This is a genomic window from Variovorax boronicumulans (genome assembly GCF_009811375.1).
GTDB classification, from domain to species: domain Bacteria; phylum Pseudomonadota; class Gammaproteobacteria; order Burkholderiales; family Burkholderiaceae_C; genus Variovorax; species Variovorax boronicumulans.
The window spans coordinates 938,195-959,280 of sequence record NZ_BKDH01000001.1 but is presented as its reverse complement, the minus strand read 5'-3'; the positions used below and the strand labels follow the sequence as shown (position 1 = coordinate 959,280).

At 69.1% G+C, this 21,086-nt stretch carries 26 protein-coding genes; 15 read left to right on the top strand and 11 right to left on the bottom strand.

Features of this window, described 5'->3' with window-relative positions; all coding sequences use genetic code 11:
• Window positions 1-2,121, bottom strand: coding sequence for a TonB-dependent siderophore receptor (locus VHAB30_RS04535; RefSeq protein ID WP_159275972.1), 2,121 nt, complete (start codon window positions 2,119-2,121; stop codon window positions 1-3).
• Between the two features lie 222 nt (window positions 2,122-2,343).
• On the opposite strand from VHAB30_RS04535, the gene VHAB30_RS04530 reads away from it, so the two are divergent.
• Together VHAB30_RS04530 and VHAB30_RS04525 are read left to right on the top strand one after the other, a co-directional pair.
• Window positions 2,344-2,661, top strand: coding sequence for a hypothetical protein (locus tag VHAB30_RS04530; RefSeq protein ID WP_159275971.1), 318 nt, complete (start codon window positions 2,344-2,346; stop codon window positions 2,659-2,661).
• 139 nt (window positions 2,662-2,800) lie between these two features.
• Window positions 2,801-3,166, top strand: a complete 366-nt coding sequence (locus VHAB30_RS04525; protein WP_159275970.1) for a hypothetical protein — start codon at window positions 2,801-2,803, stop codon at window positions 3,164-3,166.
• Window positions 3,167-3,181: 15 nt separating this feature from the next.
• Here VHAB30_RS04525 and VHAB30_RS04520 read toward each other — a convergent pair whose 3' ends face one another.
• A complete protein-coding gene (locus VHAB30_RS04520) occupies window positions 3,182-4,084 on the bottom strand; it encodes a LysR substrate-binding domain-containing protein (RefSeq protein ID WP_159275969.1) in 903 nt (300 codons plus the stop codon).
• 128 nt (window positions 4,085-4,212) lie between these two features.
• On the opposite strand from VHAB30_RS04520, the gene VHAB30_RS04515 reads away from it, so the two are divergent.
• The gene (locus VHAB30_RS04515; protein ID WP_159275968.1) at window positions 4,213-5,544 is read left to right on the top strand and encodes an MFS transporter; all 1,332 of its coding nucleotides are present in this window, start codon (window positions 4,213-4,215) and stop codon (window positions 5,542-5,544) included.
• 46 nt (window positions 5,545-5,590) lie between these two features.
• Window positions 5,591-6,694 carry a M14 family metallopeptidase gene (locus VHAB30_RS04510; RefSeq protein ID WP_159275967.1) on the top strand — a complete coding sequence of 368 codons (1,104 nt, stop codon included), beginning with the start codon at window positions 5,591-5,593 and terminating at the stop codon, window positions 6,692-6,694.
• Window positions 6,695-6,710: 16 nt separating this feature from the next.
• Here the strand turns inward: VHAB30_RS04510 and VHAB30_RS04505 are convergent, their stop codons facing one another.
• Entirely contained in the window at window positions 6,711-7,508 is a 798-nt protein-coding gene (locus VHAB30_RS04505) for an enoyl-CoA hydratase/isomerase family protein (RefSeq protein WP_159270903.1), read from the bottom strand.
• Between the two features lie 78 nt (window positions 7,509-7,586).
• On the bottom strand, window positions 7,587-8,021 hold the full coding sequence (locus VHAB30_RS04500; RefSeq protein ID WP_235926431.1) for a hypothetical protein: 435 nt from the start codon (window positions 8,019-8,021) through the stop codon (window positions 7,587-7,589).
• 137 nt (window positions 8,022-8,158) lie between these two features.
• Between VHAB30_RS04500 and VHAB30_RS04495 the strand changes: the two genes are divergently transcribed.
• The gene (locus VHAB30_RS04495) at window positions 8,159-8,374 is read left to right on the top strand and encodes a hypothetical protein (RefSeq protein ID WP_062477590.1); all 216 of its coding nucleotides are present in this window, start codon (window positions 8,159-8,161) and stop codon (window positions 8,372-8,374) included.
• A 26-nt stretch (window positions 8,375-8,400) separates the two neighbouring features.
• Here the strand turns inward: VHAB30_RS04495 and VHAB30_RS04490 are convergent, their stop codons facing one another.
• Together VHAB30_RS04490 and VHAB30_RS04485 are read right to left on the bottom strand one after the other, a co-directional pair.
• Entirely contained in the window at window positions 8,401-9,318 is a 918-nt protein-coding gene (locus tag VHAB30_RS04490; RefSeq protein ID WP_070062547.1) for a DUF808 domain-containing protein, read from the bottom strand.
• Between the two features lie 90 nt (window positions 9,319-9,408).
• On the bottom strand, window positions 9,409-9,927 hold the full coding sequence (locus tag VHAB30_RS04485) for a GNAT family N-acetyltransferase (protein ID WP_062477596.1): 519 nt from the start codon (window positions 9,925-9,927) through the stop codon (window positions 9,409-9,411).
• Window positions 9,928-10,013: 86 nt separating this feature from the next.
• Between VHAB30_RS04485 and VHAB30_RS30935 the strand changes: the two genes are divergently transcribed.
• The 3 genes from VHAB30_RS30935 to VHAB30_RS04475 are packed head-to-tail and all read left to right on the top strand — an operon-like array spanning window position 10,014 to window position 10,725.
• Window positions 10,014-10,160, top strand: coding sequence for a hypothetical protein (locus tag VHAB30_RS30935; protein WP_167395057.1), 147 nt, complete (start codon window positions 10,014-10,016; stop codon window positions 10,158-10,160).
• The gene (locus VHAB30_RS04480; RefSeq protein ID WP_159275966.1) at window positions 10,157-10,444 is read left to right on the top strand and encodes a VF530 family protein; all 288 of its coding nucleotides are present in this window, start codon (window positions 10,157-10,159) and stop codon (window positions 10,442-10,444) included. The genes VHAB30_RS30935 and VHAB30_RS04480 overlap by 4 nt, the downstream gene beginning before the upstream one ends.
• Window positions 10,441-10,725 carry a 2Fe-2S iron-sulfur cluster-binding protein gene (locus VHAB30_RS04475; RefSeq protein ID WP_159275965.1) on the top strand — a complete coding sequence of 95 codons (285 nt, stop codon included), beginning with the start codon at window positions 10,441-10,443 and terminating at the stop codon, window positions 10,723-10,725. Before VHAB30_RS04480 ends, VHAB30_RS04475 begins: the two co-directional genes overlap by 4 nt.
• 3 nt (window positions 10,726-10,728) lie before the next feature.
• Here the strand turns inward: VHAB30_RS04475 and VHAB30_RS04470 are convergent, their stop codons facing one another.
• Window positions 10,729-11,925 carry an MFS transporter gene (locus VHAB30_RS04470; RefSeq protein ID WP_095949037.1) on the bottom strand — a complete coding sequence of 399 codons (1,197 nt, stop codon included), beginning with the start codon at window positions 11,923-11,925 and terminating at the stop codon, window positions 10,729-10,731.
• A 128-nt stretch (window positions 11,926-12,053) separates the two neighbouring features.
• On the opposite strand from VHAB30_RS04470, the gene VHAB30_RS04465 reads away from it, so the two are divergent.
• A complete protein-coding gene (locus tag VHAB30_RS04465; protein ID WP_159275964.1) occupies window positions 12,054-12,725 on the top strand; it encodes an RluA family pseudouridine synthase in 672 nt (223 codons plus the stop codon).
• Here VHAB30_RS04465 and VHAB30_RS04460 read toward each other — a convergent pair.
• The 4 genes from VHAB30_RS04460 to VHAB30_RS04445 all read right to left on the bottom strand — a co-directional run bounded on the left by VHAB30_RS04460 (window position 12,712) and on the right by VHAB30_RS04445 (window position 15,380).
• The gene (locus VHAB30_RS04460; protein ID WP_056579296.1) at window positions 12,712-13,152 is read right to left on the bottom strand and encodes a universal stress protein; all 441 of its coding nucleotides are present in this window, start codon (window positions 13,150-13,152) and stop codon (window positions 12,712-12,714) included. The two genes, VHAB30_RS04465 and VHAB30_RS04460, sit on opposite strands and share 14 nt — an antisense overlap.
• Window positions 13,153-13,282: 130 nt before the next feature.
• The gene (locus tag VHAB30_RS04455; protein WP_159275963.1) at window positions 13,283-14,032 is read right to left on the bottom strand and encodes a 2OG-Fe dioxygenase family protein; all 750 of its coding nucleotides are present in this window, start codon (window positions 14,030-14,032) and stop codon (window positions 13,283-13,285) included.
• Window positions 14,029-14,313 (bottom strand): DUF427 domain-containing protein, encoded by a 285-nt coding sequence (locus tag VHAB30_RS04450; protein ID WP_056579293.1) that lies wholly within the window; start codon window positions 14,311-14,313, stop codon window positions 14,029-14,031. The genes VHAB30_RS04455 and VHAB30_RS04450 overlap by 4 nt, the downstream gene beginning before the upstream one ends.
• A gap of 140 nt (window positions 14,314-14,453) precedes the next feature.
• Window positions 14,454-15,380, bottom strand: a complete 927-nt coding sequence (locus VHAB30_RS04445; protein ID WP_062477611.1) for a LysR family transcriptional regulator — start codon at window positions 15,378-15,380, stop codon at window positions 14,454-14,456.
• A 207-nt stretch (window positions 15,381-15,587) separates the two neighbouring features.
• Between VHAB30_RS04445 and VHAB30_RS04440 the strand changes: the two genes are divergently transcribed.
• From VHAB30_RS04440 to torT, 6 genes are read left to right on the top strand one after another with little or no spacing between them, the layout of a single operon-like run.
• Window positions 15,588-16,391, top strand: coding sequence for a 5-oxoprolinase subunit PxpA (locus tag VHAB30_RS04440; protein WP_159275962.1), 804 nt, complete (start codon window positions 15,588-15,590; stop codon window positions 16,389-16,391).
• A 42-nt stretch (window positions 16,392-16,433) separates the two neighbouring features.
• Window positions 16,434-16,682 carry an acetyl-CoA carboxylase gene (locus tag VHAB30_RS04435; protein ID WP_062477615.1) on the top strand — a complete coding sequence of 83 codons (249 nt, stop codon included), beginning with the start codon at window positions 16,434-16,436 and terminating at the stop codon, window positions 16,680-16,682.
• Between the two features lie 11 nt (window positions 16,683-16,693).
• Window positions 16,694-18,088, top strand: coding sequence for an acetyl-CoA carboxylase biotin carboxylase subunit (locus tag VHAB30_RS04430; protein ID WP_159275961.1), 1,395 nt, complete (start codon window positions 16,694-16,696; stop codon window positions 18,086-18,088).
• A complete protein-coding gene (locus VHAB30_RS04425; RefSeq protein WP_159275960.1) occupies window positions 18,085-18,984 on the top strand; it encodes a 5-oxoprolinase subunit B family protein in 900 nt (299 codons plus the stop codon). The genes VHAB30_RS04430 and VHAB30_RS04425 overlap by 4 nt, the downstream gene beginning before the upstream one ends.
• A complete protein-coding gene (locus VHAB30_RS04420) occupies window positions 18,974-19,951 on the top strand; it encodes a 5-oxoprolinase subunit C family protein (protein WP_159275959.1) in 978 nt (325 codons plus the stop codon). The genes VHAB30_RS04425 and VHAB30_RS04420 overlap by 11 nt, the downstream gene beginning before the upstream one ends.
• A gap of 49 nt (window positions 19,952-20,000) precedes the next feature.
• Window positions 20,001-21,083 (top strand): TMAO reductase system periplasmic protein TorT, encoded by a 1,083-nt coding sequence (gene torT / locus VHAB30_RS04415; RefSeq protein WP_159275958.1) that lies wholly within the window; start codon window positions 20,001-20,003, stop codon window positions 21,081-21,083.
• Window positions 21,084-21,086 lie beyond the last annotated feature (3 nt).

The following is a 21,086-nucleotide window of genomic DNA, read 5'->3' as shown; positions in this document are numbered from 1 at the left end:
TCAGAGATCGATCTTGACCAGGGCCTTGATCGTACGCGGCGTGCCGACCGCCAGCCGGGTGCCGGCCGCCGACCAGTAGCGCTTGTCGCCCACGTTGTCGACGTTCAGCTGGAAGGTAGTGCGCTTGCCCATGAACTGCGCCACGTAGCGCGCGCCCAGGCCGAAGACGGTGGTGCCGCCGATGAAGCCCTGGTTCAGGTCATCGACGGGACGACGCCCCGTGAAGTACGCGCCGCCGTTGACCGACAGCCCCGGCACGGCCGCGATGTCGTACGAGAGAAAGGCGCTCGCCGTGGTGCGCGCCGTGTTCTCGGGCCGCTTGCCGTCGTACTGCGCGTTGATGCGGCGGAACTCGGCATCGAGCCACTGGCCCGAGAGCTGCCACGCCAGCGCGGACGTGAGCCGCCCCTGCGCCGACACCTCGAGGCCGCGGTAGCGCTGGCGCCCGCTGGCCACGAAGGTGTTGGCGCTGTCGGTGTAGGCACCGGGCCGTTCGATGTCGAACAGCGCGCCCGACAGCAGCGTGCCGCCGCCGGTCAGCCAGCGCAGGCCGACCTCCTTCTGCCGGCTCACGCCCGGCGGCATGCGCGTGTTCTGGTTGGCGGTGCCGGCCGGCGCCACCTCGCCCTCTTCCACGCCCTGCGAGTACGACACGTAGGCCATGAGGTCGGGCGTGAACTTGTAGCTCAGCGCCGCCAGCGGCGTGGTCTTGCGCACGCTGTAGTCGAGGGCCGGCAGCGTGGCGCTCGCGCCCTGCCAGCTCTGGTAGCGCGTGTGGCGCAGGCCGGCCACCAGCTGCCACTGCGGCGAGAAGGTGATGCGGTCGAGCGCGTACAGGCCCAGCTCCTCGCTGTCCTGCGCGCCCGAGGTGGGCCGCGACGGCATCGCGCTCAGCGCCAGCGCGCCGATGGGCACGGGGTTGTACAGGTTCTGCAGCGTGGTCGCGCCGCCGTAGTTGCGCTGGAACACGGGCGCCTGCGTCTTGTCGCTGCGCGCCGCGCCGAGCGTCAGCTCATGCTGCAGCGCGCCGGTGGCGAAGGTGCCGAACAGCTCGGCGCGCAGCAGGTCGGAGCGTTGCTCGAGGTGCTGCACGTTGCCCGTGAGACGGCCCAGGCCGGTGCGCACGTTGTAGGTGCCGAACTGCGCCAGGCGCCGGTCGCGCTCGGCCTCGGAATGGCCGGCTTCCACGCTGAGCGCCCAGTGGTCGCTCAAGGCGTAGTCGGCGCGCAGCTGCGTGTTGGTGACCTCGGCCTCGAACACGGCCCAGGGCGGCGCGATCAGCTGGTGCGGATCGGGCAGCGCCGGCAGCGCGATGACGCCGTTGACGGCCGCAAGCCGCGCGATGCCGGCCTGCTCGGTGATGCGCTTGCGATAGTGCTCGATGTCGGCCTTCAGCGTGAGCCGCCGGTTCACACGCCAGTCGAGCGCGGCCGAGACGAAGCTGCGCTTGCCGTCCACGCCGTCGATGGTCGAGCCCAGCTGGCCGCCGGCCGCGTTCAGGCGCAGCCCGAACTGGTCGTTCTCGCCGAACTGGCGGCCGATGTCGACCTGCCCCTGCAGCCCGCCCTGGTTGTCGAAGCTCATCCCGAGCGAGGTGACGGGCGTGCGCCGCGCGCGCTTGGTGACGAAGTTGATCACCCCGGCCGGCGTGGTGAAGCCGTAGTACAGCGCCGACGCGCCCTTGAGCACCTCGACGCGCTCCTTGTTCTCCATCGGAATTTCCGACACGTTGGGGATCGCGAGCGCGCCGTTGAGGCGGTAGTTGGTGCGGTTCTCCACGGCGATGCCGCGGATGACGAGCTGGTCGAAGGTGTCGCCGCCGTTCTGCTGGCGCGTCACGCCGGCCGTGTTGCGCAGCACGTCGTACACGCCCGCCGCGCCCTGCAGCTCGATCACCTCGCGCGTCACGGTGTTGACCGTGGCCGGCACGTCCATCACGGACGCCCCCCGAAACGTGCCCGCCTCGACCGTCTCGGCCAGGAAGCCGTTGGCGCGCGAGGCCTCGACGTTGACGGTGCTCAGCTCGCTTGCCCGCGATTCGGGGGCAGCGGACGCAGGCACGGATTGCGCCTGCGCTGCCTGCACGGCAGCGAGCGCGAAGCCCACACAAACTCTCTTCATTCAAATCCCTTGGATGTCTTCTGGCGGCGCGCCTCCCGGCGGCCTGGTGACGCTTCCGGCGTGCGGAAGCGGGAGGGATTATGAATGAGAGGAGTTCTCATTTGACAACAGTTTCATGGCACTCGCCGATAGGATCGAGCGCCAGAGCGTTCCATGTTGAAACGCCATCAAGGAGGAATTCATGACTGCCAGTGAAACATCGACCAGACGGGACGCCCTGCGATGAAGACGGCCGGACGCCTGGCGCTCGGCGTGCTCGCCTGGGTCACCGTGGTTCCGCTGCTGGGACTTCTGTGCATGTGGCTGGGCCCATCGGTCCTTGACTCGCCCGAAGCCTCGCGCGTCACCATGTATGCGGTCCAGGCCATCAACATCGGCGCGGCCGCGCTGCTCTACTGGTATGCCGTGCCGAGCGTGCCGCACTGGGGCCGACGCGTGGCCTACTTCGTCGCCTTCGTGGTGCTGATGGTGGTCGCCAGCGCCCTCGTGGCCTTCGGCGTCAAACTGCTTTTCGTGGCACTGGTGCTGTTCTGGCGTTGAGCTGAGGCCAGGGAAGCTTGGCCCGGCGGCTTGACGGGAATGAGCGGAAGCCTCATTTGAGAACAGTGTTTTGGCGCTCGCGTCCCTAGCATCGCCTCCAGAGCGTTCCATTTCGAAACGCCAATCAGGGAGGAAATTTATGACTGCCAACGAGCATTCGGCGCCGAAATCCATGCTGTACGAAGGCCACCCAATGAAAACAGCGGGCCGCCTCGCACTTGGCGTGCTCGCTTGGGCGGCCTCGATCCCGCTGACGGGATTCCTCGGTATCTGGCTGTACCAGTCGGTCCTTTTTCCTCCCGAGCTCGCGATCTTCTTCGTCCGTCTATTCGCGGGAATGCTGATCCTCGCGGCCGCGCTGATCTATTGGCGTTGCGTACCGAGCGCGCCGGATTGGGGGCGACGCATGATCTACCTCGTCGGCTTCGCGCTGCTACTGACAGGCGTCGGCTACCTGGCCACCTACGCCGGCGTCGCTCTCGTGGTGCTGCTGCTCTGGAGTTGAGCCGCCCCGCCTCCGCTACACCTTCATCGCCGCCGCCGACGCCCGCTGAATGCACTCGATGAAGTGCTGCGCCGCCGGCGTCGACGGCTGCCCGCGCCGGCGCACCACGCACACGTTCAGCACCGGCAGCGTCTCGCGCACGTCGACACGGCGGATGCCGTGGCGCTTGAAGCTCAGCCCGGCCAGCGGCTCGACGAAGAGGCCGATCAAATCCATGTGGCCCACCAGCGCGAGCGCCACGGTGACCGAGTGGCCCTGCAGCACGCGCGTGGGCGGCGGCAGCCCGAGCGGGGTGAACAGCGGCGCCACGGCGTTGGTTCCGCCATGGTCGTCGCCCGGCAGGACCCATTCGGCGGCATAAAGGTCGTTCAGCGAGCGCGCATTGCGCAGCGGATGGCGCTCGCGCAGGCCGACCACCAGCTGCACCGGGAACAGCTCCAGCGCCTCGAACTGCGGATCGAGCGTGCCGGGCACGATGTGCGCCACCGCGAAGTCGAGATACCCGTCGCGCAGCCGCGCGAGCATCCACGGCAGCACGGCCTCGCTGAACTGCACGTCGACCGCCGGCAGGCGGGTGTGGAAGTCCTTGAAGGCGGCGGGCAGCACGGTGAGCGCGAACGAGGCGCTCACGGCCAGCGAGACGGAGCCGGTGGCGCCGTCGCGGATCTGCGCAATTTCGTCGCGGGCGCGTTCCATGTCGGCCAGCAGCAGCCGCGCGCGCGGCGCGAAGGCCAGGCCGAACTGCGTGAGCCGCACGCCTTTCACACTGCGCTCCACCAGCGGCGCGCCGACCTCGCGCTCCAGCTCGCGCACGATCTTGGTCACGGCCGGCTGCGAAATGCCGAGCACGCGCGCGGCAGCGCGGATGCTGAGCTGCTCGACCACGGCCACGAAGGCATGCAACTGATTGGGCTTCATCTTTGGAGTGACAACTAAAAGTTATCGTTGACGCCCAATTATTGTCTTTTCATGACAGCGGCGAGTCTCTAGCATCCGCCGCGGTTCGGGCCCACGCGGCCTGCGCCCCCGATACACACAGGAGACACATGAACACCCCCGCTTCCCAGCCCTCGCCCACATCGCCCTCGTCGCCGGCCCGTCGGCGCCAGACCATCGTGGCCACCACCATCGGCAACGGACTGGAATTCTTCGACTTCACGGTCTACGGCTTTCTCGCGCTGGTGATCGGCAAGCTGTTCTTCCCCACCTTCAGTTCCTACGGCCAGCTGCTGCTGACGGTGGCGAGCTTCGGCGTCGGCTTCATCATGCGGCCGCTGGGCGGCATCGTGATCGGCGCGTACGCCGACCGCGCAGGCCGCAAGAAGGCCATGACGCTCACGATCTTCCTGATGGCGCTGGGCTGCGCGCTGATCGCCTTCACGCCGACCTACGCGAGCATCGGCGTCGCGGCGCCGATCGTGATCGTGCTGGCGCGCCTGATCCAGGGCTTCTCGGCCGGCGGCGAGGTGGGCGCATCCACCACGCTGCTGGTGGAGCACGCCACGCCGGCCAATCGCGGCTACATGGCGAGCTGGCAGTTCGCGAGCCAGGGCCTGGGCGTGCTGATGGGTGCCGTGGTGGTCGGCGTACTGACCGTCTCGCTGTCCGCCGAGGCCATGCAGAGTTGGGGCTGGCGCGTGCCGTTCGTGCTCGGCATGCTGATCGCGCCGGTGGGCATGTACATCCGTCGCCACCTCGAAGAGTCGCTGCACATCACGCCCGAAGACGCGAAGGCGCCGCGCGAGAGCAGCCTGAAGATCGTCTGCACGCAGCACGGCAGGACGGTGCTGGCCGCCATCCTCGCGCTGGTGGGCGGCACCACGGCGGCCTACGTGGTCACCTTCTACATGCCGACCTACGCCGTGCGCGAACTGGGCCTCACGCCCTCGGTGGCGCTGTTCGGCGCGGCGCTCACGGGCCTGCTGTCGTTCGCGCTCGCGCCCTTCGTGGGCAAGTGGTCAGACATCGTGGGCCGCAAGACGCTCATCCTCTGGAGCCGCATCGTGATGGCGATCCTGATCTACCCGGGCTTTCTTTGGCTCAACGCCTCGCCCACGCCCGTGGTGCTGTTCACTGTGCTCGGCGTGCTGAGCATCGGCCTGGTGGTGCAGACGGTGCCGGGCATCACGATGCTGCCGGAGATGTTTCCCAAGCGCGTGCGCGCGAGCGGCATGTCGCTGGTCTACAGCGTGGGCGTGGCGCTGTTCGGCGGCTTCGCGCCCTTCGTCAGCACCTGGCTGGTCAACGCCACCGGCAGCAAGCTGGCGCCGGCCTGGTATCTGGTGGGGATGACGCTGGTGTCGCTGCTGGGCCTGCTCTGGCTGCGCGACCACACCGGCCGCGACATCGATGCCGCCAACGCCCACGCGCCGGCCTGATACCGTCTTCCTCCTTCCCGCCTTCATGCACAGGAATCTTCCCGCCATGTCCCAGCCTGCCACCGCCGCCACCCGCCATTTCTCGGGCACGTACGTCGAAGCCCGCGCCAAGTTCCTCGAGGCCGCCGCGGCGCGCGGCGCCACCCTCGAGTCGTTCGTGCACCCCACGCACCGCGGCGCGCTCGGCGAAGAACTCGCCACCGACGTCGCGCTGATCGGCGCGGCTGACGCCAAGAAGGTGCTGCTCGTCACCTCGGGCACGCACGGCCCCGAGGGCTTCTGCGGCTCGGGCGCGCAGGTGGCCACGCTGAACGACGCCGACCTGCTCGCACGCCTGGAGCGCGCGGGCGTCGCGCTGCTGCTGGTGCATGCAGTGAACCCGCATGGCTTCTCGCACCTGCACCGCACCAACGAAGACAACATCGACCTGAACCGCAACCACATCGACTTCAGCGCGCCGCTGCCGGTGAATGCCGAGTACGCCGACGTGGAGCCGCTGGTGCTGCCCGCCAGCTGGCCGCCGACGCCGGCAGACGACGCGGCGGTGGCCGCCTACATCGCCACGCACGGCATGACCGCCTTCCGCGCGGCCGTCACGCGCGGGCAGTACACCTCGCCCGACGGCCTCTTCTACGGCGGCACCGCGCCCTCGTGGAGCAACCGCACCATCCGCGCCATCCTGCGCGGCTATGCGGCCTCGGCCACGCACCTGGGCTGGATCGACGTGCACACGGGCCTGGGCCCCTACGGCCACGGCGAAAAGATCTACCCGGGCCGCAACACGCCCGAAGACCTCGCGCTGGCCCACGCCTGGTGGGGCGCCGACGTGTTCGCGCCCTTCGCGGGCGACTCGGCCTCGGCCGACGTGTCGGGCCCGGTGATCTCGACCGCGTACGACGAATGCCCGAACGCGCGCGTCGCGCCCATGGGCCTGGAGTTCGGCACGCTGCCCGACCTGGAAGTGCTCGACCGCCTGCGCGCCGACACCTGGCTGCGCCGCCACCCCGAGGCGCCCGAAGCGCAGAAGCGCGAGATCCGCCGCCGCCTGCGTGACGCGTTCTACTGCGACAACGACGAGTGGAAGGGCATGGTGCTGGGGCAGACGCGCGTCGTGCTCCTGCAGACCTTGCAGGGGCTGAGCAAGGCCTGACCCGGCGGAGGTCGGCTCAGCCGAAGTTCGGCGCGCGCTTCTCGCGCAGCGAGGCCACGCCTTCGCGCACGTCGGCGCCCGCGAAGCCCATGAACTCCAGCGCCAGCGAGGCATCGAAGGTCGGCCCCGCCTGGCGCAGCCAGTTGTTCAGCGCGTACTTGGTGAAGCGGATCGCGCTCTGGCTGCCGGCCGCGAGGCGGTCGGCGATCTCGTAGGCGCGCGGCAGCAGGTCGGCCTCGTCCACCGCCAGCGACACCAGGCCGATGCGCTCGGCCTCCTCGCCGCTCACCGGCTCGCACAGCAGCAGGTGGTACTTGGCCTTGGCCATGCCGCACAAGAGCGGCCACACGATGGCCGCATGGTCGCCCGCCGCCACGCCCAGGCGGGTGTGACCATCGACGATCTTCGCGTTCTTGCTTGCAATGGAAATGTCGGCCAGCAGCCCCGCCACCAGCCCCGCGCCCACGGCCGGGCCGTGCATGGCGCTCACGATGGGCTTGTCGCAGTTGATGATGTTGTAGACCAGGTCGCGCGCTTCCTTCCACACGCGCTGGCGCACGGTGTCGTCGGTGGTCATGTCCTGCACCATGCCCAGGTCGCCGCCGCCCGAGAAGCCCATGCCCTCGCCGCGCAGCACGGCGCAGCGCACCGTGTCGTCGGCCGCCACGTCGCGCCAGATCTCGGCCAGCTCGCGGTGGCCGTCATGGCCGGCCGTGGGCAGCTTGCCATTGGTGGCGCGCATCTGGATGTCGAGCACCGCGCCATTCGCGCCGCGGCGCGTGAGGGCGAGGGTCTGGTAGCGGGTGTAGTCCATGCGTGTGTCTCCGCCCCGCACGCACGGCCATGGCGCGGGGACTTCGTTCGGTGAGAGGAAGGACGAAAGGCCGGAGGCCTATTTTTGCGCGGCCAGCTCGCGGCAGCGCTTCACGTTCGCATCGAAACGCGGCGCCAGGCCCGGCTCGCAGGCATCGTCGGCGGGGTTCAGCCTGCACATACCGACCACCGCGTAGTCCATGACGGCCGCCGTGCACATCGGGTAGGCGGCCAGCTCGGGGTTGGCCTTGGCCTTGAAGCCCCAGCGCTCGGAGAACTGCACCATGCGCGTCATCGCGCCGAGGAAGAAGCTGCGGTCCTTCGCGGCAATGGCCGCTTCCATGCGCGGCAGCTCCTCGTTGAGGTAGCCGACCGAGTCCATCGGAAAACCGGCGGGGTCGGGCTGCGGCTGCGCGAAGGCCGTGGCGGCCATCACGGCCAGCGAGGCGCCCACGCAGGCGCGTCGCAACGGAAGGAAGAAGGCGGAACCGGTGGGCAGGTGGCGGTATGGCATGGCCTGCGATTCTGCAACGTTTGGAAGCATTTTTGCGCGCCGAGCGATGCGCGCACGCGACGTTTTGCGGTGGCCACCGGCCTGCCCGCGCGGCGCGGGACAATGGCCGCTTCCGTTTTCCCTTGCAAAGACCCCCCATGGCCCGACGCCCCCAACGACAGCTGCGCACCATCGAGCGCGGCATCCTCTGCCTCCTGATCGGCGTCGCCGTGCTGCTGGGGCCGCGCTTTCTGCAGGGCACGCGCTGGTTCGAGATGGTGGCCGGTGCGTACCTCGTCGGCTGGTTCGCGCTCGCGCTGGGGGTGGCGCTGGTCGGCGTCGGCCTGTTCCAGCGCGGCAAGCCGGACCGCTGAGGCCCGGCCGCAAGGTCAACAGGCGCTCAGTGCGCCGCCGCCTTCTTGCCGCGCAGCTTGCCGACGAGTTCCACCACGGCCAGCACGACGGCACCGGCCACGATGCCCACGACGGCATTGACGCCCATCGAGCCCAGCGTGCCGAACACGCCGCCCGTGGCCTTGGCCCAGTCTTCGACCGCATGGCCGAACGCCGGCACGCCGTGCACCAGGATGCCGCCGCCCACGAGGAACATGGCGGCCGTGCCAGCCACCGACAGGCCCTTCATGAGCCAGGGCGCCGCCGCCAGGATGCCGCGGCCCAGGGCGCGCGCCGCCGCGCTGCTGCGCTGGCTCAGGTACAGGCCCGCGTCGTCCAGCTTCACGATGCCGGCCACGAGGCCGTAGACGCCCACCGTCATGATCAGCGCGATGCCGACCAGCACGCTGAGCTGCGTCGTGAACGGCTGGCCCTGCACGGTGCCCAGCGTGATGGCGATGATTTCGGCGGAGAGGATGAAGTCGGTGCGCACCGCGCCCTTGATCTTGTCCTTCTCGACCGCGACCACGTCGACCGTGGTGTCGGCCACGGCCTTCTGGTGGCGCGCGGTGTCGGCCTCGTGCTCCTGCTTGTGCAGGAACTTGTGGACCAGCTTCTCGGCGCCCTCGAAGCACAGGAACGCGCCGCCCACCATGAGCAGCGGCGTCACCAGCCAGGGCAGCCAGGTACCGATGGCCAGCGCGGCCGGCACCAGGATCGCCTTGTTGACGAGGGAGCCCTTGCACACGGCCCACACCACCGGCAGCTCGCGCTCGGTGCGCACGCCGGTGACCTGCTGCGCGTTCAGCGCGAGGTCGTCGCCGAGCACCCCGGCGGTCTTCTTGGCAGCAACTTTGGTGAGGACGGAGACGTCATCGAGCACGGTGGCGATGTCGTCGAGCAGCAGGAGCAGGCTGGTGGCCATGGGCGAAAGTCAGGCTGTGGAAGAAGCGGCGAGCTTATCCGCAGCCGATGGCCGCGCCGGTGAAGACCGTACGCGGCATCCGGGGGTGGATCAGTCCACCGCCCGCTTCAGGCGGATCTCTTCGACGCGCACCGTGCCCAGGGCGGTGGTCTTGGCCGTCTTCATCTCGCGCTTGAAGCCGGCGAGTTCGTGAAAGCGCATGGCGCGGTCGTTGCGCAGCGGCACCCAGATGGTGACCGTGGTGCAGCCTTCTTCGGCCAGGCCTTCGCGTGCGGCGTCCCACAGGGCCACGCCGGCGCCCTTGCCCCAGTGCTCGGGCTTGACGTAGATGGCCCAGATCTCGCCCGTGGTGGGCGGCGTCTTGGGGTCGCGCGAGCGGTCGAAGCCCACGAAACCGACGATCTCGCTGCCGTGCGTCACCACATGAACCTGGGGTTCGCTGAATTCGATGGCCTCGCGCCACTTGGCCTCGCGCGAGGCGGGGGCCAGCACGCGCAGGTCGTCTTCGGACAGGATGCCTTCGTAGGCAGCCTTGGCAGAGAGGGCATGGACTTCGGCGACGGCCTTGGCGTCGCGCATCGTGGCGGGGCGAACTTCGTAATCGGACATGAAAGCGGAAAAACGTGTGGAACCGGCTATTGTCGCCGCACCGCTAAACTCCTCCGGCATCCGCACGTATCAACTGGAGAAAGCACATGGCCAAGGGTCAGCAACGCACCAACAAGGAAGCGAAGAAACCGAAGAAGGACACCTCGCCGCCGAAGGCACCCACCGGCGGCATCGAGCCCGTGCGCACTGTCACCACGGCAGTGATTCCGCGCGGCAAGCTCAAGAACAAGTGACCGACACTCCCGCGCCCGCCCCCAAGCCGGCGCAGCCGCGCAACCCGTTGCATGGCCTCACGCTGGAGGCCATCGTGACTGCGCTGGCCGATTACTACGGCTGGGAGCAGCTGGGGCACCTGGTGCCGATCCGCTGCTTCATCAGCGAGCCCAGCGTGGGTTCCAGCCTCAAGTTCCTGCGCAAGACGCCCTGGGCGCGCGACAAGGTCGAGAGCCTGTACCTCTTCATGCTGCGCGAGCAACGCCGCGAACAGCAACAGCAGCAAGAACCTCCCGCGCGATGAAGGTCCGTCTCGAACCGTCGGGCCTCGAATTCGAGGCCGAGGCGGGCGTCACGCTGCTGCATGCGGCGGAGGCGGCCGGCATCGAGCTGCCCAGTTCGTGCCGCAACGGCACCTGCCGCACCTGCATCTGCCAGCGCCTGTCGGGCGAGAGCCGCCACCTCATCGAATGGCCGGGCCTGAGCTTCGACGAAAAGATCGACGGCTGGATTCTTCCCTGCGTGGCCGTGGCGCTGAGCGATCTCACGCTCGACACGCCGCAGGCCCGCGCCCTCTTCGACTGACGATCAGGACCGCGCCGACGCCGGGGCCGCCACCACCAGCCGGTCGCGCTGCGCCAGCGACGGGAACAGGCGGAACCACGTCAGCGCCACCAGCATCGTCCCCACGCCGCCGAGCACCACCGAGCCGACCGGCCCCAGCAGCGCCGCCGTGGCGCCCGACTCGAACTCGCCGAGCTGGTTGCTCGCGCCGATGAAGATCGAGTTGACCGCGCTCACCCGCCCGCGCATGGCGTCGGGCGTTTCCAGCTGCACCAGCGTCTGGCGGATCACGACATTGACCATGTCGGCCCCGCCCGACACCGCGAGCGCGATGAGCGAGACGAGAAAGCTCTTCGACAGCCCGAACACCACCATGCACAGCCCGAACGCCCCCACGGCCAGCAGCAGCGTGCGTCCCACGTTGCGCTCGACCGGCCGGCGCGTGAGCGCGATCGACATCACCAGCGCGCCCACCGCCGGTGCGCTGCGCAGCAGGCCCAGGCCCCAGGGGCCGGTGTGCAGGATGTCCTTGGCATAGATCGGCAGCAGCGCCACCGCGCCGCCCAGCAGCACCGCGAACAGGTCGAGCGACACCGCGCCCAGCACCGGCTTGCGCTTCCAGATGAAATTGACGCCCGCGAACACCGTGGCCAGCGTGACCGGCTCGCGCGCGGCCGGCGCATGGTCGTAGCGCAGCCGCAGCACCAGCACGCAGGCCACCGCGAAGCACAGCACGCTCGCGCCGTACACCACCGCCATGCCCGCCACGAACAGCAGCCCGCCGAGCGCGGGGCCGCCGATGATCGCGCCCTGCATGCCGGCCGAGCTGAACGCCATCGCACGCGACAGCAGCAGCGGCGGCACCAGGAGCGGCGTGAGCGCCTGCTGCGCCGGCATCTGGAAGGCGCGCACCGCGCCCAGCACCAGCGACAGCCCGAGCAGCAGCCCGCGCGTGTCGTTCTTGTGCAGCACCGCGAACAGCAGCGCCAGTGCCACGGTGCCCTGCACCGCGAAGCACACCGCCACGATGCGGGCGCGGTGGTGCCGGTCCACCACGTGGCCGGCCAACAGCGCGAGCAGCAGCGCGGGCACGAACTGGTACAGCCCGACCAGGCCCAGGTCCCATGCGCTGCCCGTCAGCTCGTACATGTGCCAGCCGATGGCCACGAGCATCATCTGCGAGGCGGCGGTGCCGAACAGGCGTGCCACCCACAGCTGCATGAAGGGGCGCTCGCGCCTCAGGTCGGTGAACGTGGGAGACAAGGGAGAAGAAGCGGCGCCGGGCATATCGGTCGAGGATAGCCCAGCCTACTTCCGGCTTTCTGAGCCTCTCTACACTCGCTGTCCCCATGACCGTTTCGCCGCCCGACCTGCTTCCCGTTCACGAAGACGCCCACCTGCTGGTGCTCGACAAGCCCGCCGGCCTGCTGTGCGTGCCCGGGCGCGGCGAGGACAAGCAGGACTGCCTGAGCGCACGCGCCCAGCGCCAGTGGCCCGACGCGCTCATCGTGCACCGGCTCGACATGGGCACCAGCGGCCTCGTGGTGATGGCGCGCGGCCTGGAGATGCAGCGCACCCTGAGCGCGGCCTTCGCCGACCGCGAGGTGCACAAGCGCTACGAAGCCGTGGTCGACGGCGTGATGCCGCAGCGCGATGACTGGTCGCTCATCGACGCCCCGCTGATGGCCGACTGGCCGCGCCGGCCGCTGCAGAAGATCGACCCGGCCGGCAAGCCCAGCCTCACGCGCTGGCGCGCGCTGGCCAGCGTGTCGCCGCCCAGCGGCCCGGCGGCCACGCACGTGCTGCTGGAGCCGCTCACCGGCCGTTCACACCAGCTGCGCGTTCACCTGCTGTCGATCGGGCACCCGATTTTGGGCGATGCGCTGTACGGCGATGCGGCACTGCAGGCACGCGCGCCGCGCCTGCTGCTGCATGCCAGGGAGTTGGGGTTCGTGCATCCCGCGACGCGGGAGCCGTTGCACTTCGAACGTGCGGCGGGCTTCGTGCTCAGCGGCCCTTGACGACGAGCACCGGCATGGTGGCGTCCTGCAGCACGCGCTGCGTCACGCTGCCCAGCAGCAGCTTCTCGATGCCGCTGCGCCCGTGCGAGCCCATCACGATCAGGTCGGCCGCGATGGCGATGGCGGTGTCCACGATGCCTTCGTGCACCACGTGGCCGTCGATCACGCGCTGGTCGCTGTGCAGGCCTTCGGCCGCCAGGGCGGCCACGCCGCGTGCGAGCGCCGCGTTGGCGCTGGCGGTGGCCGCCGCGAGGTATTCGTTCTGGCCGAGCGCATAGTCCGCGCCCACGCCGATGAAGGGGTAGTTGTCGATCACGTGGATCAGCGTGATGCGGCTGCCGAAGGCCAGGGCGAGACCGCTGGCCTTGCTGACCGCGAGCATGGAAGTTTCGGAGCCGTCGATGGGGACCAGGATGTGATTGAACATGGCGGGACCTCGCTTAGCGTTCGCAGACAGACAGACTGACGGACCCGGTTCGCACCGGGTCGGGCCCCGAATTTAACCGCTATGCAGAACCCGCCCTGTAGGACTCCGACCAGCGAAGTCCGCAGGCGTCTCAATCCCCCTGGAAACCCTCAGACCGGCAGGTGACGACGAGCGTGTCGCGCCACCCATCGCCGCCCTCTTCCATCGGCTGGATCGGCGTCGATTCGTGGATCACGCGCGCGTCGTCCAGCAGCAGCAGCGTCCACGGCTCGGTCATGGTGAAACGCTCGCCGCGCCGGCCGTTGGCCTCGAACACGCGCGTCTCGCCGCCCTTGATGCCCTGGCGCCCGATCAGCACCACCGCAACCAGGTCGACACCGTCGCGGTGCGCGCCTTCGGGCGTGGGGCGGCCGATGCCGCCGGCGGTATCGATGCGGAACTGGTGCGCTTCCACGAACCAGCGCTGCGGTGCGCCGCGCATGTCGCTGCTCACCTGGCCCAGCTGCTGCATCAGCCGCTGCCACACGGGCTGCGCCACCGTGGCCTCGAGCATCGGCGCGAACCAGCGCTGCATGCCGCCGTGCAGCGCGTTGTATTCGACCGGCTGCCAGTGCGCGCGGTGCGGCACCTGCGCCAGCGTGGCGTCGGCCTCGACCGTGAAGCAGGCGTGGCGCCGCGTGCGGTAGCGCCCTCCGTCCTTCAGGTACTCGTCGGGCGGCAGGTCGTTCCAGTCGGCATGCAGCGCTTCGAGCTGCGCCAGCGGCACGCCGAGCCAGTCGCACACGCCCTGCGGGCTGAGCACCGCATAACCGTGTTCGCGCAGCGCACCGGCCAGTTCGGCCGGCGGCGTGAACGGGGGAGCGAAGGCGGCGGTGCTCACTGGGCGCTGACCTTCACGTCCTTCCAGAACGCGACGCGGTCACGGATTTCCTCGGCTTCGGGCTTCGGGTCGGGGTAGTACCAGGCGGCGTCGGCGTGCAGCTCGCCGTTGACCAGCAGCGAGTAGTAGTTCGCCGAGCCCTTCCACGGGCAGGTGGTCTTGTGGTTGCTGAAGGTGACCACGTCGCGGTTGAGCGAACTCATCGGGAAGTAGTGGTTGCCTTCGACGAGCACGGTGTCGTCGCTTTCGGCGATGGTGACGCCGTTCCAGGTTGCTTTCATGGGATCGATCTCCGGGGAGGTGCAAGGTGCCGATGCCGCATTGCGCGCTCGGGACAGCGGCTATTGTGACGCTGGCGCGACGTGCTTTCCTTGCGCCGGGTCATCCCGGCCCGATGCCGGCAGGGTTTCCCCCTGCAGTGTCAGGCGCGGCCGCGCCCCGTGCGCCCCGATGCCGGCTCGAGAAACAGCTGCCGGAAATAGTTGCGGAACGCGGTCATCGCCGGCGAAAACTCCACGCCCTGCTTCCACCCCAGGCCGATGTTCATCGTGGGCACCGCGTCGCGCAGGTTGATGGTCTCGATGCGCTTGCCTTCCAGCGACCACGGGCGGTAGACCATGTCCGACAGCACCGTCACGCCCAGCCCGTTGGCCACCGTGCTGCGCACGGCTTCCACCGAACTCGTGCGCAGCCGGATCTGCGGCTGGTGCGGCGTCTTGCTCCAGTACTTGAGCGCGGTGGCCGCGGCCTCGTCCACCGTGAGCATGATGTAGGGCTCGGCCGCCACGTCGGCCAGCGTCACCTCGGCCTTGTCCAGCAGCGGGTGCTTGGCCGGCACCCACAGCCGGCGCTGCGAACCGAAGAAGGTTTCGAGCGACAGCTCGCGCAGCACCACGTTCGAGGTGAGCACCACGCCGATGTCGTAGCGCTGCGTGATCAGGCCTTCTTCGATGGCTTCGCGCGCCACCTCGTGCACCTTCACCGTCACCTGCGGATGCAGCTGCTCGAAGCGCTGCAGGTGGTGCGGCAGGAAGTAGCCCAGCACCGTGTAGCTGGCCGCGATGGTGAGCGAGCCCTCGACGTTCTCGCCTTCGTGCGGCATGCGCACCGCCTCGTCGGCCGCCGACAGCACCGCGTAGGCGTGGCTCAGGAAGCGGCGCCCGGCCTTGGTGAGTTCCACGCCGTGCGGGTGCCGCTCGAAGAGCTGCTGCCCCATCAGCTCCTCGAGCTCGCGGATGGCGGTGGTCACGGCCGACTGCGAGATGTTCAGCTGCAGCGCCGCATGCGAGATGCGCCCCACCTCGGCCACCGCCGAGAAGTACTTGAGCTGGCGAAGGGTCAGGGACATGGCGCCGTCTTCCTAGGGTATTTACGGATACGCGCTGCCCGCCTCGGGCGAAAACCCGATACCGCGCGATCGCTTCCCTCCAGCGTAGCGCCCAATCCAGCGGCTTGCAGCATCTGTTTTTCAGATACCGGGCCGCCTGAAAACAATGCTTTTCGGCCTTTCGACTGCTGACTAACCTTCGCGCCAACCTGCATCGCCCCCTTGACGATGCGCACCACACAAAGGCGGGACGACGTGACGAAGACAACGCGGATCGATCTGAATTCCGACATGGGCGAAGGCTTCGGCCCCTGGACCATCGGCGACGGCGTGGACGAGCAGCTCATGCCGCTGATCAGCTCGGCCAACATCGCGACCGGCTTTCATGCCGGCGACCCGAACATCATGCGCAGGATGGTGCTGCTGGCCCGCGAACACGGCGTGGGCATCGGCGCGCACCCGGGCTTTCGCGACCTCGTGGGCTTCGGGCGCCGCCACATCACCGCGCCGGCCGACGAGCTGGTGAACGACATGGTCTACCAGCTCGGCGCGCTGCGCGAGTTCGCGCGCCTGGCCGGCATGACGCTGCAGCACATCAAGCCGCACGGCGCGCTGTACATGCATGCGGCACGCGACGAGGCGCTGTCGCGCGCCCTCGTCACCGCACTGCAGCAGATCGAACCCACGCTGCGCCTGTTCTGCATGGAGTCGTCCGTCACCTTCCAGGTGGCGCGCGAGCTGGGCCAGCCGGTGGTGCGCGAGTTCTATGCCGACCGCGACTACGACCTGAGCGGCTCCATCGTCTTCACGCGCCGCGTCGGCGCGCTCGACCCCGAGGCCGTGGCCGCCAAGGTGCTGCGCGCCTGCACCGAGGGTGTGGTGCGCACGGTCGACGGCCAGGACGTGGCCATCGGCTTCGACTCGGTCTGCATCCACAGCGACACGCCCGGCGCGCTCGCGCTGGTGCAGGCCACGCGGCGCGCCCTTGCCGACAACGGCATCGAAGTTGCAGGCCTGGCCAAGCCCGCCTGAGTTTTTTTCCTCGTTACCCGAACCTGTTCCAGGAGTGTCCCGATGCCCGCTACCCATGAAGTCCTGAGCCCGCTGCCGGGCACCTTCTACCGCCGCTCGGCGCCCGACGCGCCGCCGTTCAAGACCGAAGGCGACACCGTGGCCGTGGGCGACGTGCTCGGCCTGGTCGAGGTGATGAAGCAGTTCAGCGAAGTCACGGCCGACGCGGCGGGACGCCTGGCCAGCTTCGCCGTCGAGAACGGCGAGCCGGTCGATCCGGGCCAGCTGCTGGCCGTCATCGAAACGGCCTGAGGCAACCGCCCATGACCGCCGCATTCGACACACTGCTGATCGCCAACCGGGGCGAGATCGCGGTGCGCATCATCCGCGCCGCCAAGGAGCTGGGGCTGAAGACCGTCGCCGTCTACAGCGACGCCGACGCGCAGAGCCTCGCCGTGCGCATGGCTGACAAGGCCGTGCGCATCGGCCCGGCGCACGCCACCAAGAGCTACCTGAGCATCGACGCGATCCTGCAGGCCGCCGCCGACAGCGGCGCCGGCGCGGTGCATCCGGGCTACGGTTTTCTTTCGGAGAACGCCGCGTTCGCCGAGCGCGTCGAGGCCGCAGGCCTGGTGTTCGTGGGCCCGACGCCGCATGCGATCCGCACCATGGGCGACAAGGCCGCGGCACGTGCCGCCGCCCTGCGCGCCGGCGTGCCCACCGTGCCCGGCAGCGCGGGCGTGGTGACCGACCCGGGCACCGCCGTCGAGGTGGCGAAGGACATCGGCTACCCGATCATGATCAAGGCCTCGGCCGGCGGCGGCGGGCGCGGCATCCGCGTGGCGCACGACGAAACCGAGCTGCGCCAGCAGTTCGCCACCGCCACCGCCGAAGCGCAGGCCGCCTTCGGCAACGGCGAGGTGTACCTCGAACGCTTCATCCGCCAGGCGCGCCACATCGAGGTGCAAATTTTGGGCGACGGCGAGCGCGTGGTGCACTGCTTCGAGCGCGAATGCTCGCTGCAGCGGCGCCGCCAGAAGGTCTGGGAAGAAGCGCCCTCGGCCGCCATCAGCGAGGCCACGCGCGCCGCGCTGTGCGAATCGGCACTGCGGCTCGCGCGCGCCGTGGCCTACCGCGGCGCGGGCACGCTCGAATACCTGTACGACGACGACACGCGCGAGTTCTTCTTCATCGAGATGAACACGCGCATCCAGGTCGAGCACCCGATCACCGAGATGGTCACCGGCGTCGACCTCGTGAAGGAGATGCTGCGCATCGCGCTGGGCCAGCCGCTGCGCCTGCAGCAAGAGGACATCCGCCTGACCGGCGCGGCCATCGAGGTGCGCATCAACGCCGAGAACGCCGCAAAGAACTTCATGCCGAGCCCCGGCCTCGTGTCGCAGCTCGTGGTGCCGGGCGGCCCGGGCGTGCGCTTCGACACCTTCCTGTTTCCCGGCTACACCGTGCCCGCGTACTACGACTCGCTGCTCGGCAAGCTCATCGTGCACGACACCGACCGCGCCAGCGCCCTGGCCCGCATGCGCCGTGCGCTCGACGAGTTGCAAGTCGAAGGCATTCACACGACGATCCCGTTGCACCGCGCGCTGTGCGAGGACGCGGATGTGGCCAAGGCCGCGTTCCATACGGGATTTCTCGAAACCTGGCTCGCCGCGAATCCACTCGCCGACGCGCCTCCTTTGTTGAAGGTGGCCGCATGACCGCTGCAAGCACCCTCCCCCCGCAAGCCCGCTACAGCTTCGGCGGCGACGAGCACCTGTTCGTCGAGATCAGCGAAGAGATGTCGCTGCCCGCCTTCTTCAAGGGCATGGCGATCTGCAACGAGCTGCGCCGCCGCGCCCTGCCCGGCGTGACCGAGATCTGTCCGGCCAACGCCGCCTACCTCGTGCGCTTCGACCCCGACACGATCGCGCCCGACGCGCTGCTCGCCACGCTCAAGGACATCGAAGCGGGCCTGGGCGATGCCGACCTGCAGATGCAGACGCGCATCGTCGAGATCCCGGTGCTCTACAACGACCCGTGGACGCACGAGACGCTGATGCGTTTTCGCGAGCGTCACCAGGACCCGTCGAGCACCGACATCGAGTACGCGGCGCGCATCAACGGCCATGCCTCGGTCGAGGCCTTCATCGAAGCGCACTCGTCGGCGCCGTGGTTCGTGTCGATGGTCGGCTTCGTGGCCGGCCTGCCCTTCCTGTTCCAGATGGTCGAGCGCCAGCGCCAGATCCAGGTGCCCAAGTACCTGAGCCCGCGCACCGACACGCCCAAGCTCACGCTGGGCCACGGCGGCTGCTTCAGCTGCATCTACTCGGTGCGCGGCGCGGGCGGCTACCAGATGTTCGGCGTCACGCCCGCGCCGATCTTCGACCCGGCGCAGCGGCTGTCGTACCTCAAGGAGCTGATGGTGTTCTTCCAGCCCGGCGACATCGTCAAGTGGAAGCCCATCGACCGCGCCGAGTACGACCGCCAGGTGGCGCAAGTCGAGGCCGGCACCTACGCGCTGCGCATCGCGCCCGTGTCGTTCTCGCTCAACGAGTTCCTGGCCGACCCCGACGGCTACAACCAACAGCTCCTGAAGGTGCTCCATGGCGATTGAAGTCCTCAAGCCCGGCCTCGCGACCAGCGTGCAGGACGCCGGCCGTCCCGGCTACTACCACCTGGGCATTCCGCTGTCGGGCGCGCTCGACCAGCAAAGCCTGGTGCTCGCGAACCTGCTGGTGGGCAACGACGAAGGCGCGGCCGTCATCGAAAGCACGCTGCTCGGGCCCGAGCTGCAGTTCGACGCACCCGCGCTGGTGGCCGTGACCGGCGCCGACGCGAAGATCAAGCTCAACGGCAACGAAGTACCGCGCAACACATCGTTCGCCGTGCAGGCCGGTGACAAGCTCGCCTTCGACTTCATGAAGCTCGGCGCGCGCATGTGCATCGCCGTGGCCGGCGGCATCGACGTGCCGGTGGTGCTGGGCAGCCGCTCGACCTACGGCCTGGGCGCGTTCGGCGGCTTCAACGGCCGCAAGCTGCTGGCCGGCGACAAGCTCCCCGTGGGCACGCCTGCGCCCAACGCCCGCGCGGGCCGCACGGTCGATGCCGCGCTGCTGCCGGTGCTCGAGAAGGAAGTGGCCCTGCGCGTGCTGCCGGGCATCTACTTCCATCGCCTGCAGGAGGTGTCGGTGCACAGCTTCTTCGCCGACACCTGGACCGTGGGCTCCGAGGCCGACCGCATCGGCTACCGCTACAAGCACGGCACGCCGCTGAAGTTCCAGGACCGCACGCCGCCCTTCGGCGCGGGCGACGACCCGTCGAACATCGTCGACGCGGGCTACCCCTACGGCTCCATCCAGGTGCCGGGCGGGCGCGAGCCGATCATCCTGCACCGCGACGCGGTGTCGGGCGGCGGCTACGCGATGGTCGGCACGGTCATCAGCGCCGACATGGACCTCATCGCCCAGATGCAGCCCAACCACAAGGCGCGCTTCGTCGAGGTCGACATGGCGCAGGCGCTCGAAGCCCGCGCCGAACGCCGACGACGGCTCGACCGCCTGCGGGCCGCGCTCGCGGCCTGACGCGCGCCCTCTCCCCTTTTCTTCACCGCTGTCACCCAAGGAGTTCTTCATGAACAGCTCACCCCTGCGCGTTTCATTGATCGCCGCTTCGCTCGCCGCCACCCTGGCGTGGCATGCCCCGGCCTCGGCCGCCGACTGGTTTCCCTACAAGGCCGAGGCCACCGAACCCGCCTTCTCGGCCGAGGGCACGAAGAAACCCATCGACTACACGCCGCTGGCCAAGGCGTCGAAGAAGTGGGACATCTGCGTGTCGTTCCCACACATGAAGGACGCCTACTGGCTCGGCGTGGACTACGGCGTGATCGAAGAGGCGCGCCGCCTGGGCGTGAAGCTGCAGGTGGTCGACGCGGGCGGCTACACCAACCTGAGCAAGCAGGTCTCGCAGATCGAGGACTGCGTGGCGCGCGGCGCCAACGCGGTGGTCATCGGCGCGATCTCGGGCGACGGGCTGAACAACGTCATCAAGGCCACGGCCGCCAAGAAGGTGCCGGTGATCGACCTCGTGAATGGCGTCAGCTCGCCCGACCTGTCGGCCAAGTCGCTGGTGTCGTTCTACACGATGGGCCAGTCGACCGGCGAGTACCTCGCCAAGAAGCACCCCGCGGGCTCGCCGGCGGTGAAGGTCGGCTGGTTCCCCGGCCCGGCCGGCGCGGGCTGGGTCGAGGCCGCGCACAAGGGCTTCATGGAAGCGATCAAAGGCAGCGCCGTGACGGTGCTCGACCCCAAGTACGGCGACACCGGCAAGGAGGCGCAGGCCAAGCTGGTCGAAGACGTGCTGCAGGGCAACCCTGATCTGGCCTACGTGGCCGGCACGGCAGTGACCGCCGAGGCCGCCACCGGCATCCTGCGCGCACGCAACCTCGACAAGAAGGTGCAGGTGCTCTCGTTCTACATGACGCCAGGCGTGTACGAAGGCATCCAGAAGGGCCGCATCGTGGCCGCGCCGGCCGACTCGATGGTGATCCAGGGCCGCATCGCGGTCGACCAGGCCGTGCGCCTGCTCGAGAACAAGGACGTGGTGAAGCACGTCGGCCCGAAGATCTTCGTGGTCGACAGCGGCAACATCAAGACCGTGAAGCAGGCCGACATCCTGCCGCCGACCGGCTTCAAGCCGGTGTTCGAGGTCAAGTAGGCC